The 12,067-nt window shown below is 40.6% G+C and carries 10 protein-coding genes and 1 other RNA gene; 10 read left to right on the plus strand and 1 reads right to left on the minus strand.

Annotated features, from left to right (window positions below):
* Nucleotides 1–36: 36 nt before the first annotated feature.
* The 9 genes from ffs to HMPREF1477_RS07380 all read left to right on the plus strand — a co-directional run bounded on the left by ffs (nucleotide 37) and on the right by HMPREF1477_RS07380 (nucleotide 9,665).
* An RNA gene (gene ffs, locus HMPREF1477_RS09625) (signal recognition particle sRNA small type) lies at nucleotides 37–136 on the plus strand.
* Between the two features lie 179 nt (nucleotides 137–315).
* Entirely contained in the window at nucleotides 316–2,730 is a 2,415-nt protein-coding gene (gene dnaX, locus HMPREF1477_RS07345; RefSeq protein ID WP_016476412.1) for a DNA polymerase III subunit gamma/tau, read from the plus strand.
* 69 nt (nucleotides 2,731–2,799) lie between these two features.
* Complete coding sequence (locus HMPREF1477_RS07350) at nucleotides 2,800–3,129, plus strand: YbaB/EbfC family nucleoid-associated protein (protein ID WP_005377304.1); 330 nt, start codon at nucleotides 2,800–2,802, stop codon at nucleotides 3,127–3,129.
* Nucleotides 3,130–3,726 (plus strand): recombination mediator RecR, encoded by a 597-nt coding sequence (gene recR, locus HMPREF1477_RS07355; protein ID WP_005379616.1) that lies wholly within the window; start codon nucleotides 3,130–3,132, stop codon nucleotides 3,724–3,726.
* A 1-nt stretch (nucleotide 3,727) separates the two neighbouring features.
* Nucleotides 3,728–3,988, plus strand: coding sequence for a hypothetical protein (locus HMPREF1477_RS07360; protein ID WP_005377310.1), 261 nt, complete (start codon nucleotides 3,728–3,730; stop codon nucleotides 3,986–3,988).
* A 17-nt stretch (nucleotides 3,989–4,005) separates the two neighbouring features.
* Nucleotides 4,006–6,591 (plus strand): 3'-5' exonuclease, encoded by a 2,586-nt coding sequence (locus HMPREF1477_RS07365; protein ID WP_016476413.1) that lies wholly within the window; start codon nucleotides 4,006–4,008, stop codon nucleotides 6,589–6,591.
* Nucleotides 6,591–7,598: an RluA family pseudouridine synthase gene (locus tag HMPREF1477_RS07370; protein WP_005379585.1), complete on the plus strand. Its 1,008-nt coding sequence runs from the start codon at nucleotides 6,591–6,593 to the stop codon at nucleotides 7,596–7,598. Before HMPREF1477_RS07365 ends, HMPREF1477_RS07370 begins: the two co-directional genes overlap by 1 nt.
* Before the next feature lie 218 nt (nucleotides 7,599–7,816).
* Entirely contained in the window at nucleotides 7,817–8,941 is a 1,125-nt protein-coding gene (locus HMPREF1477_RS07375; protein WP_005379649.1) for a cation diffusion facilitator family transporter, read from the plus strand.
* Nucleotides 8,942–9,098: 157 nt separating this feature from the next.
* Nucleotides 9,099–9,665: an immunity protein YezG family protein gene (locus tag HMPREF1477_RS07380; protein WP_016476414.1), complete on the plus strand. Its 567-nt coding sequence runs from the start codon at nucleotides 9,099–9,101 to the stop codon at nucleotides 9,663–9,665.
* 47 nt (nucleotides 9,666–9,712) lie between these two features.
* On the opposite strand, the gene HMPREF1477_RS07385 is transcribed toward HMPREF1477_RS07380, so the two are convergent.
* Nucleotides 9,713–11,158, minus strand: a complete 1,446-nt coding sequence (locus tag HMPREF1477_RS07385) for an amino acid permease (protein WP_005377297.1) — start codon at nucleotides 11,156–11,158, stop codon at nucleotides 9,713–9,715.
* 286 nt (nucleotides 11,159–11,444) lie between these two features.
* Here HMPREF1477_RS07385 and HMPREF1477_RS07390 point away from each other — a divergent pair, with 286 nt between their 5' ends.
* Nucleotides 11,445–11,957 carry a pyridoxamine 5'-phosphate oxidase family protein gene (locus HMPREF1477_RS07390; protein ID WP_016476415.1) on the plus strand — a complete coding sequence of 171 codons (513 nt, stop codon included), beginning with the start codon at nucleotides 11,445–11,447 and terminating at the stop codon, nucleotides 11,955–11,957.
* The last annotated feature ends 110 nt before the right edge of the window (nucleotides 11,958–12,067 follow it).

Here is a 12,067-nt window from a genome sequence, read left to right on the forward strand (position 1 = left end):
GTATAATATTTGTATTGCAATATTGGATCATGGCAGTTCTCGGGCCCGTGCAATGGGGGCCTGTGAATCGTGTCAGGACTGAGAGGTAGCAGCACTAAGCGGTAACCTTCATGTGCCACGGGGAACCCGGGGGCTGTCGTGATCGAATATTGCAAGGCGGCCTGGGGGGCCGCTTTTTTTATTCTATTATTGAAGCTAAAACGGGTATTAGTTACATGCAAAGAGGACGTGAAAGGACGCCCTCTTTTTTGTGTAATATGGTATAATAAAGTATTGCTAATTACGGACTGTTTACAGGGAAAAGGGGGTGTTCCTATGGCATATATGGCTCTATATCGTAAGTATCGTCCGCAGACGTTTACCGATGTGGTTGGGCAACATCAGGTATCAGATACGTTGATGCGCGCTATTCGCGAGGATAAGGTGGCTCATGCGTATCTATTTGCCGGCCCGCGCGGGACAGGTAAGACGAGTATGGCCAAGATTTTTGCTCGTGCCATTAACTGTGAACATGGTCCTACAGACCATCCCTGTAATGAATGTAGCGTATGTAAATCGATTTTGAGTGGTCAATCTATGGACGTCCTCGAAATTGATGCGGCATCAAATCGTGGTATCGATGAGATTCGTGCTCTTCGTGAAAGCGTAAAGTTTATGCCTGTAGAGGGGCGTAAAAAGGTATTCATCATCGACGAAGCCCATATGCTTACCAATGAAGCGTGGAATGCCCTATTAAAGACGATAGAGGAACCACCCGACCACGTCATGTTCATCTTTGCGACCACTGAGATTGAAAAATTGCCTGTTACCATCGTATCTCGTTGTCAACGATATACATTCAGACGTATCACATCTGATGATATTGCTCAGCGGTTACAATATGTTGCAGATAAAGAAGGCTTTGCCTTAGAGGATAATGCAGCACGTCTTATCGCGGTTCATGCGGATGGGGGCTTGCGCGATGCGTTAAGTATTCTCGATCAATGTGTGGGCATGGCTAGCGGCGAGATTACACCTTCTGTTGTAGAGGAACTCATTGGTCTCGTTAGCAAGGACTGGATTATCAAATTCCTAGCTGCCTTGCACGATGGAGATGGCCCAGCTGTATTGAAATATATTCAAAATGCACTCAGTGAAGGGCGTGATGGGGCCCAAATCATGGAGGCTCTTACGCAACACTTACGAGCTCTATTGATTGCTAAGGTCGCTCCTGATGCGGAGGAATTAAAGGTATATGATTCGTTCCGCACTGAATTCTTAGAACAAGCACAAGACATTGAGTTTGGTACCATCAATCAATATATTAAACAGTTACAATCCATCATGAGCGATGCGAAACAGGTAGATAATCCACGCACGGTTATTGAAATGGGCCTATTGGTTTTATGTGCAGGCGTATCCAAGGCTCATGACGATGTGGAAGAACGCTTATCAGTCTTGGAACATTCAGAGCGAGAATCTCGCGAAGGGCTTCTTAATCGATTAGCTAAGTTGGAACAACAAGGTCCACCGATGTCGGCGCCATCTATTAATTTTGTGGCTACACCTAATGCATCAAGATCAAATGTGGTAGATGATGATTTTATTCCACCACCTATGGAGGAATACGAATCTGTTACGATTCATGAGGTGCCAACAAATCATAAGCCTTCACCTATTGTAGCGGAATCGAAACCTAGCGGTAGTAATCAAACGGCTACTATAGGTTTGACGCCGCCACCTATGCATGGTGTTGGTATGACTCCACCACCGATGAAGAATTCTGGTGCAGTACCACCTAAGACTAGCACGTCTCGAACGACGAGACATACGAGACGTCAAAAGAATACAGGCATTAGCCAAGTCGCTGTTATCGGTGAAACCATGGTGGACTCTGGGGAATATAGAACCATTCAGACTACTGTGATAAAATATCTAAAGGACAGCGATAAGGGATTAGCATATAATATTATTGGTCAAGGCCAAGTTATTTATGTAGATCGTGAAAAAGCAGTAGTAGCTTTTAAAAAGGGAATATCCCTTACCTTGGCTACTAATGAAGCAAATCGCAAGGAAATTGCATTAGCGTTCCAATATGCGTTGGGCTATTCCGTGTCTTTAGAGATTGTCGATATAGAGACAGATGTCTATAAAGAATATATGATGGCTAGCGGAGCGCGGTCTAATCGAGCTGTACAGCCTAAGAGGTCACAGCCTACACCGGTTGTTGAGGCCCCGCCACCACCGGTAGAAACAGACTTACTTGATAATGGTGAAACAGTATCCTCTACGCCTATAGCGAATCAGGATACTGAAGAGAAGTCTGGAGCTACTATACAATCTGAAACCCAAGATGTATCTGGTGGTGTAAAACCGCCAGAGCCTATAAGCTCCGAAGCTCGCAATAATGCTAGAGAGGCTGCGTTAGCTGCTCTTAAAGCAAGAGGTATAAAACCACCGAGCAGTAAGGGAGATGAGGATTCATCTGCTAAGAAAAAGACAGCTCATGATGACGGTGGTATACCCGTTATGAGTTTAGACGGAACACAGGTAATGACCGATGATGGTGAAGTTATCAATCGGCCTATGGATAGCGGTGCCACCGTGGAGGTAGAAGCCGTCCCAAAGCGTGAATACCAGTGGGACCCTGAACACATGGGCGTTGAAGAACAACAAAACCCACTGTTGGCTAAAACATTAGAGAAACTTTCAGAAGATCATGACATTTATGTAGAGGTCATAGAAGAGTAAATTGCAATTTTCAGTATATAGTTAATTTATTTTGCAAGGACTTTCACAGTCCTATAAGGAGGAAATACAATGTTCGGTAAAGGTATGGGCAATATGGCAGGCATGATGAAAAAAGTTCAAAAAATGCAAGCTGACATGAAAAAAATGCAAGAAGAGTTAAAAACTCGTACGGTAGAAGCATCCGTAGGTGGCGGCGCTGTTACCGTTGTTATGAATGGCGAAAAGATGATTGAATCTTTGAAGTTGAATCCGTCCGCAGTTGATCCTGAAGATGTGGAAATGCTTGAAGACTTGGTAATGGCTGCTGTTAATGAAGCAAGCAAAAAAGTAGATGACCTATTGTCTCAAGAAATGGGCAAGGTAACAGGTGGTCTTAACTTGCCAACAGGTTTATTCTAAATGACAAACGCATTAGAACGGCTCGTAGAACAGTTGCGCAGATTGCCAGGCATTGGATCAAAATCTGCCCGTCGCTTGGCATACCATCTTGTGGAAATGCCGCAAGAAGAGGTGGACCGATTGGTCAATACCATTGTTGAAGCTAAAGGGGCAACCCGCCATTGTTCTATCTGTTTTAATCTATCTGCGCAGGACCCTTGTGAATTTTGCTCTAATCATAATCGGGATCAAACCACGATTATGGTGGTTGAAACATCTCGCGATGTGATTGCCATAGAACGCAGTGGTGATTACAAGGGGCTCTACCATGTCTTAGAGGGGGCGTTGTCACCTTTAGAGGGCATCGGTGCTGAAGACATTCGCGTTAAAGAGCTGATTGCTCGTTTGCGTGATGGTGTCGTACAAGAGGTTATTCTCGCAACGGACCCTGATGTAGAAGGGGAGGCGACGGCCTTATATTTGGCACGTCTACTAGCGCCGACTGGCATCAAGGTAACGCGTATTGCCCGCGGTGTTCCTGTAGGTGGAGATATCGAATATGCCGATGAATTGACCTTGGGCGGTGCCGTTGTAAATCGCCAGGAGATGAAAGGATAATATGAACGTATTACTCGCGCCATTATTGGCAGCGCCTATGACTGAGGCGGTTATATCTGTATTTGTCATAGTTATTGCATTGAAATTGGCTTTTTTCACCATTAAAAAGGTAGCCATCAATGTTGCACTAGGCATTGTGACATACATGGTATGTATCTATGTGTTACATATACCAATGGATATTGGCTTTGGTGTGTGGGCTTTGACCGTACTATTTGGACCTATTCCGATGGTACTGGCCGCTCTATACTACGGCTTATAAAATAAGGAGAGGATATCATGGTTATCAATAGCGAACAACAACGCGTCATCGATGAACTAGATAGAAATATCCTCTTGTTGGCGTCCGCTGGGACGGGAAAAACGAATACACTGGCTTATCGAGTGGCTCACATTATTGAAAGTGGCCGCTGCGAGGCTCATCAGATTTTGTGCATGACCTTTACCAATAAGGCGGCACAAGAGATGAAGTCGCGCATCGAATCCCTCGTTGGCCAACCTGCAAAGGCTGTGGAGATTAGTACGTTCCACAGCTTTTGTTTTTACGTTCTTCAACAAGAGGGCAAGCGAGATGAGTCGCTCTATACAGATGTGACCATATTTGATGAAGAGGATTGTAAAGAACTATATTTGCCATATAAACCGAGAAACATGCGGGATATGAACTTTGCTAGCCTTATAAGCATGGTAAAGGAATATCGTTCTGTGTATGAATTTTATTCTGAATCGTTGATAGATGATTACAAACGAACGATACAACGTTTAGAGCGGGAGCAATCTAAGCAAATAGAGAAATTATTTTACAATTACAATACTCTTGCTACTGAGGACTTGTCGGACTTTTGGGCTCATGGTCATGAATGGATTGCTCGTTATGATGAAAGTTTACAATCTGTTCACGGCGTTGATTTTACTGATTTAATCTGTGGTGTGCATCGACTATTTCAAAATCCAGATATTCGAGAACGGTGGCGTAGTCGCTATCAATATATTTCCGTTGATGAAATGCAAGATACGGGCTCATTAGAATATAAGGTTATGGAAATGCTATGGGAAGGCAATCACGTTCTTTTATGTGGCGACTATTTCCAAACTATCTACGAATGGCGCGGCTCAGATCCGTTCTGTTTATTAGAGGCATTTACCCGTGATTTTAATCCTCTAAAAATCATATTCTATAAAAACTATCGCTCTAATCGCACTTTGTTTACAATGGCTTTTAAAACATTGCAGAACATGTTTCCTCAACTCGTTGGAACTGTGTACGATGAAATGCCAGAGGCTAACAGTGCTAGTGATGGGGCACCTGTCCTTGTGAAAGATTGTCGTAATGAATATACGGAATCAAAATTTATTTATGACCGTATTTGCGCGCTTCCAAAGAATGCATCTATCGGTGTGTTGGTTCGCGATAATCGCAAGGCACAGCGTTTAAGTGAACAGTTTGAACGATATAATCAAGACAAGCCAGAATCTGAACGTCGTCCGTTTATGATTATTGATGAATATAAATTCTTCCGCCGTCAGGAAATCAAGGATATCATGGCGTACTTTAAGCTCTTGATGAATCCTAATGATGCGGTTAGTGCGAAACGCATTATTAAACGCTATGTATCGGGCATTGGCGACGCGCGTATTCGCGATATTGAAAGTCCAAAAAATCGCAGTGTAGGGCTAAAATTGACGGATTTTATGGATATGCCTATCTTTGAAGCTGAGCCATATGCCAAATTGGTAGCTGGTCTTGAGGTGGGGGAAGTGGTGGTGTACGATGTAGAAAGCACCGGTACTGATACGACACAAGATAGAATTATACAAATTGCGGCAATGCGCATTGATAAAGATGGCAATGAAATAGAACGGTTTGAACGGTTTATCAATCCTGGTAAATCGGTAGGTACCTCTCAACTCGTTCATGGCTTTACGGATGCATATTTAGCAGAGCATGGTGAAAGTCCAAAGGTCGTACTGGAGGCTTTCAAAGAATTTTCTAACAATCGTATCATTGTAGGCCATAATGTAAATTATGATATTAGTATTTTGAGCCACGAATTAGCGCGCCATAATTTAGGCGAGCCTCAATTTAAGGCCGTATATGATACACTAGATATCTTTAGACGGTTCTATCCAACACTGGAAAATCATAAGTTAGGATTTTTGTCAAAATATTTTCCTATCAATCATACGCCTACCCATAATGCGATGGATGATATTATCGCTACGGGCCAATTATTAATCTACGCAGTCCGTGAAAATATTATGCCCACAACGACGGATCGCATGGTAGCCATTAATCAATATAAGGCGGCTTTCACAACGATTGCGTCTCAAATGGCAACCTTGCGCAGAAAGATGCATACCGATAATCCTACGGAATTATTGGCCTATATTATGAATCAAATGGGCGTACTAGACTATTATAAGAGTCATGGCGAAATGGCCAAGGTTGAACATATACGAGATTTGTATCGTATTATGGAATCATTAGATAAGGAATATGAAGGTACAACGGGATTAGCTCGTCTCAATCATATTTTGCAATTAGCTGCCTTGACGGCTGGTGAGCCACAACAGATGAGTAAACAATCTAAGATACCGATTATTACGGTTCATCAAGCAAAGGGTAGTGAGTTTGACCATGTATTTTTGGCAGGTATGAATCAAGGGACCTTTCCTAGTTTTATGTCCTTACGCGAGGGCAATGAGGATGAAGAAAAACGCTTGTTCTATGTGGCCATTACGCGACCAAAACAGGAGCTGGTTATTACCTATACCAATGAATCACAACGGGGCCAAGGCACAGCGCCAAGTGCATTTCTTGATTATATGCCAAGGGATGTAAAACTCGTAGAAAGGAGTATGTAATGGCACGAAAAACGCATAGACCAGATGATATTTTTTGGTCAGTTACTACCCAGGATATAGAATCCATACAACATGCAACTACAGATGCTATAACATTAGGGCAACTGTTAGATACTAAATATCCAAGAAAAGCGATGGTAAAGTTATTTGATGAGAAATTAATCCATGTAAATGGTCACAAAGCAACACCTCATACAGAGGTTGCCGTAGATGATGAAATTTGGATAGCTATGGCCAAAGAGAAGATTGATCATGAGCCAATTGCAATGGATTTACATATTCTCTATGAAGATGACGATTTGCTCATTGTGGATAAGCCTGCCGGTGTTACGGTAAACTCAAAAGATCAAGTATCCCTTGCTAATGGCATTGCCCATTATTTTATGGAACATGGTATTAAGCGAAAAGTACGTTTTTTGAACCGTCTTGACCGCGATACAACAGGCTGTATTGTAATTGCTAAAAGCGGTCTAGCCCAAAGCTTATATCAACAACAAATGGATGATAACACATTTGAAAAGTGGTACATGGCTATTGTTGAAGGCCTTGTCGAATCAGATTCGGATTCGTTGGTGCTTCCTATGGATAGAAGTATTGATGGCATTCATTACGAAGTAAATTCTAAGGGGAAAGAAACACGGACTGATTTTACCGTTTTACACCGATATCCGGATGGGGCTGTGGATAACTCTGTGCATAACCTACAAAATATTGTGGATATATCCCATGAAAATGTGGACAGCACAGTGAATACTGTGGATAAACAGGGTGGAATTGTGGATAATTCTGTGCATAACTTAGAAAATCAGCCTTGTACAGCAGTGGCAGTTCGCTTATATACAGGTAAAACACATCAAATTCGAGTGGCCTTCAGTCATATAGGTCATCCTTTGTTAGGGGATACATTGTATGGGGCGAAATCTACGGGAGAACCATTTGCACTACGTGCAATGAAGGTTGTTTTTACACATATGCGTTCTGGAGACCGTATAACCGTTCAAGCTTAATTAGAATGGGCATTCAGTAGTAGAATGAGTTCTTAAATACATAAAAGTTTCTAATTGAGAAATGAGAATGACTGATAAGTTCAGTAAAATCAATGGATTTCGTGAAAATATATTGAAAATTATAGTGACAAATGATAATCCATAAGCTATAATACAAATAAACGTACACATATAAATTATTTAATATTGTACATATAGTATGTAAGAGGTGTAATAGTATGATTTTACAAGATAATAGTGCTGAACGTAATCGGGGTATTACGCTCGCCAGTATCAAGGGCATTATAGGCAATGTGGTGCTTGTCATTTTTAAGATGATAATAGGATTGGCATCGAATTCCATCGCCATAATCCTTGATGCAGTAAATAACTTAACAGACGTTCTTTCGTCGGTGTTGACGATTGTCGGTACAAAACTGGCTGCAAAAGGGGCCGATAAGGAACATCCATTTGGACATGGCCGTATAGAATATATGACTACCATGGCTATTGCTTTCATCATTCTCGGTGCAGGCATTGGGTCCCTTAAGGAGTCGATAGATAAAATTCTTCATCCAGAGGTATCCACATTTGATATTCCAAGCCTTGCTATCATCGCTGTTGCTATCGTTGTAAAGGTTGTGATGGGGCGATACATTAAGTCTCAAGGTGAGAAATATAAATCTGATGCCCTCGTAGCGTCTGGTATTGATGCTCTTTTTGATGCGGTGATTACCTTTGCTACATTGGTGTCTGCAGGCCTCGTATATTTCTTCAATGTAGATATTCAAGGCTATGTAGGGGCTTTAATTTCGCTATTAATTTTGAAAGCAGCCTATGAGATCTTACGGGATATGTATAATCATTTGCTTGGTGTTCGCGCCGATGATGATCTTATTCGAAACATCAAAGAAACTATCGCGCAACATCCAAATGTAGGCGGTGTATATGACCTAGTGCTAAATAGCTATGGACCAGGTGAAGTGATTGGTTCTGTTCATATTTCGTTGCCAGATACGATGACGGTGGGTGAGGTCCATCCGTTAACTAAAGGAATCGCAGTTCATCTTTATAAAAAGTTTGGCATTAATATGACTGTCGGCGTATACGCAGAAAATCAACCAAGCGTAGAAGTTCTTGAAATCAAAAAAGCGCTTGATCAAGTTATCAGTTTGTATACTAATGTAGTCCAACTCCATGCTTTCTACGTACGAGAAGATAAAAAGATTATCTATTATGATATTATCTTTAACTTTGACGAAGAAGATCCACATGGTACATTAGAAAAGATTAAGGCGGAACTTCATAATCGTTATCCAGATTATACACAATTTGCTATTGTGGATACGGATTTTAGTAATTAGTTTTATATAAAGAATAACCGATATGTATCCTTGTATGAGGAACATATCGGTTATTTTTATGGGGCTGGATCGTCACTTGATAAATACATTATTTATGCCTATAATAAATTGTATAAAATATAGTTAGTCATATATTATATATAGTATGGAGAGAACTATGAATAAATTGGTATTATCCACATTAGCAGTTATGACTGCAGTTAGTATCTGTGGCATGCAACCTGTAGATGCTAAACAAGTTAAACCAGACCCAACCATGACTATGCTTCAAATGCCGACGAATGATGAAATCTCGGTAGGAAATGGTACTACACAAGAAATCAATAAACAAACACAAACATTAGTGAATAATGTAGCCGTATCTACTAAATCGATGATTAAAAAGAATTGGAAAACTATCTATATTAAGGCGATACCATCTGACAATACAGTTTATTTCTACTATACGGATACGATGGGCCAAGTATATAGTGGTCAAACTATTAAAAATACTGGTTTATCTAAGGGAAAATATATAACAGAAGCATTACGTCAGGCTCAGGCGTTGCAGGATTTGTATATGTATCTACAACAAACGAATCAGGAAATTCCTTCTTCTATAGATATTATCGTTACCAGTCAAGGTCGTCGGATTCGAACCATCATGAATTACGATGAAAATATAGGAGATAGTTCAATCTATCAACAAAATTATGAACAAATTAATTTCCCAAATTTGAAATAGTTTGGATATAGTGAAAGCCCCTACCTCGGTGAGGTAGGGGCTTTGTGTTAAATTACATAATCATCGTGATCATCTGTTGTTTGTTTTTTAGCTTGCTTTTTAGCACCTGCTAGGTCTAATAGTTCTTCTTCAAGTGTATCTTCGTCGCCTGTATTGAGCATGGAGTAGAAGGCCCACAAGATAATGAACCAAACTGGTGTGAAGAATAAGGCAACTCTTGTGTCATCATTCAAGGCCAAGATAATGAGGATGAACGCGAAGAACGCAAGAATTAAATAGTTCATCACTGGATATAGAGGCATTTTAAATTTAGATTTTGCCGCCAATTCAGAATTTTTTTTGCGATATTTTAAATGGCAAATAACCATGATAGCCCAGATGAAAATGAAGCAGAATGTAGAGATAGATGTAATCATAACGAAGACTGCTTCTGGCATGACATAGTTAAGTACAACTGTAATAAGTAGTACGGCAGCAGAGAAAATAGTCGCTTGATATGGCACGCTACTATGTGTTAAGCGACGCATTGATTTAGGTGCGTGACCGCGTTTTGCAAGGGCATAGATCATACGACCTGTACTAAAAATACCAGAGTTTGTAGCTGATGCGGCAGAGGTAAGCACAACAAAGTTGACGATACCTGCTGCTGCGGTAATACCAACTGCTGTAAATACGGCCACAAATGGGCTGGCTGCAGGGTTAACGGCTGTCCATGGGTAAATACTCATGATGATGGCCAAGGAACCAATATAGAACAAAATAATACGCAAAGGAATATTATTGATGGCCATTGGAATAACCTTTTCAGGGTTTTCAGTTTCACCTGCTGTCAAACCTACAAGTTCAATGCCGGTGAATGCAAATACAACCATTTGGAAGGATAAGATAAAGCCCATCGTTCCATTTGGGAACCATCCGCCGTAATTCCATAAATTACTAAAGGCGGCAGCTACACCAGCATCGGTACTAAATCCAGAGAAAATCATGATTAAGCCGATGATGATAAGGGACACAATGGCAATAACCTTGATCATGGCAAACCAGAATTCCATTTCACCAAAGTGCTTTACGGCTGTTAAGTTCATGAGTAATAGAGCTATTAAGACGACGAGGGCTGGGACCCATTGCGGTAGCCATGGTATCCAGTATTGCATATACAGTCCGACGGCCGTTAAATCGGCCATGGCTAGTGATAGCCAACAGAACCAATATGTCCACCCTGTGATGAACGCAGCGCGATCACCTAGATAATCCTCTACAAAATCGATAAAGGAATGATGATTAAGATTAGATAATAATAATTCCCCTAACGCTCTCATTACAAAGAAACATATAAGACCAGTAATGAGATAAGCAAAAAGAATGGATGGACCTGCCAAATGGATGGCCCGACCGGAACCTAAGAATAAGCCTGTACCAATGGCACCGCCGATGGCGAGCAATTGTACGTGGCGATTCTTAAGGCCCCGCTCTAACTGATTCGTATCAGACATAGTAAAGACCTCTTTTCTACAAACTACCTATAAATACAAAAAGCCATGGATGACCATAACTTTCATAATCTATAGAATATATAAAACTATTTTCTTATAATACAGTATCTATTATAAAAAGTCAAATGTATTTTTACAGTAGACACATCCTGTGAATAGTATTATTAACATACGAATAAAAGAAAGCGTATTCATACTTTTAAAAGCATACTATGCGTTAAAAGGTTTTCATAATTTGCTATAATAATTGATAGATTATCTTTTACGTAAAGTCGTGGAGGTTATTATGAGACGACAAGACAGAAGAGTTACAGATATAGAAGAAATTAAGGGCATTTTAAATAGCACTCGCATCATTCACCTAGGCATGATGGATGGTGACTACCCTTACGTGGTGCCCTTACATTTTGGTTTTGAATTTATAGATGAGGTGCTTTATATCTATGTGCATGGCCATTATGAGGGAAAGAAGTTTGACTTGATTAAAGCAAATCCTCATGTATTTATCGAAATTGATGGCAGTGATGAAGCCCTTGTTTCAGGTGGTGATATTCCTTGTGCATATAGTTCAGTTTATTCCAGTGTGATGGGCCGTGGAGAGGCTACCTATTTAGAGGCTATTGATGAAAAGTCTCATGGCTTACAAGTATTGATGAAACATCAGACAGGTCGTGAGTTTACTTTTACGGAAGCCATGGTAAACTCTGTGGGCGTAGTTCAAATTAAAATTGTCGACTATACGGCCAAAAGACGAAGACAACTTGAACAAGATGCTATTATGCCGCCATTAACTAAATAATGACACAACAATCCTATTGAACTCTATTATGATATAGCGTTCAGTAGGATTTTTTTATATCGAACCTAAGCATTAGATACATTATTTGGTTGTGTCGATACTTTCACAAA

It is taken from the genome of Veillonella sp. HPA0037 (assembly GCF_000411535.1).
GTDB classification, from domain to species: Bacteria; Bacillota; Negativicutes; order Veillonellales; family Veillonellaceae; genus Veillonella; species Veillonella atypica.

Bases quoted from the DNA above. Each gene is read 5' to 3' on its own strand.
- dnaX (WP_016476412.1), top strand. From the start codon at position 316: ATGGCATATATGGCTCTATATCGTAAGTATCGTCCGCAGACGTTTACC.
- HMPREF1477_RS07350 (WP_005377304.1), top strand. From the start codon at position 2,800: ATGTTCGGTAAAGGTATGGGCAATATGGCAGGCATGATGAAAAAAGTT.
- recR (WP_005379616.1), top strand. From the start codon at position 3,130: ATGACAAACGCATTAGAACGGCTCGTAGAACAGTTGCGCAGATTGCCA.
- HMPREF1477_RS07360 (WP_005377310.1), top strand. From the start codon at position 3,728: ATGAACGTATTACTCGCGCCATTATTGGCAGCGCCTATGACTGAGGCG.
- HMPREF1477_RS07365 (WP_016476413.1), top strand. From the start codon at position 4,006: ATGGTTATCAATAGCGAACAACAACGCGTCATCGATGAACTAGATAGA.
- HMPREF1477_RS07370 (WP_005379585.1), top strand. From the start codon at position 6,591: ATGGCACGAAAAACGCATAGACCAGATGATATTTTTTGGTCAGTTACT.
- HMPREF1477_RS07375 (WP_005379649.1), top strand. From the start codon at position 7,817: ATGATTTTACAAGATAATAGTGCTGAACGTAATCGGGGTATTACGCTC.
- HMPREF1477_RS07380 (WP_016476414.1), top strand. From the start codon at position 9,099: ATGAATAAATTGGTATTATCCACATTAGCAGTTATGACTGCAGTTAGT.
- HMPREF1477_RS07385 (WP_005377297.1), bottom strand. From the start codon at position 11,158: ATGTCTGATACGAATCAGTTAGAGCGGGGCCTTAAGAATCGCCACGTA.
- HMPREF1477_RS07390 (WP_016476415.1), top strand. From the start codon at position 11,445: ATGAGACGACAAGACAGAAGAGTTACAGATATAGAAGAAATTAAGGGC.